We start from the raw sequence: 242 nt of genomic DNA, 5'->3' as shown, positions 1-242 counted from the left end.
AAGCGGTAGCTTGCGATGAAAAAAGTGGTCCGCACCGGGAATCACAATCATGGGCAGCTCTTGCGGGCGCGCCCAGTCATACACGCTTTGAATCGGTACGGTGTCGTCGAGTTCGCCATGAATCACAATGGTATCAGCCGGTACAGTGGCCACTTCCCAGCGACTGGCGGCCGTGCCAACCATCACCAGACGTTCGGCCGCACGACCTTGCTCAACGAGGGTTTGCGCCACATGCGAGATCA

Annotated in this window: 1 protein-coding gene; it reads right to left on the bottom strand. The window is 58.3% G+C overall.

All coding sequences use genetic code 11. The features are described 5' to 3' along the window. The coding region (locus ACZ3HG_RS24645) for a hypothetical protein (protein WP_465335136.1) at nucleotides 1–242 on the bottom strand (242 nt) is incomplete at both ends.

Source organism: Erwinia sp. PME.40.26/001 (assembly GCF_055556675.1).
This window is presented reverse-complemented; position numbering and strand designations above follow the sequence as displayed.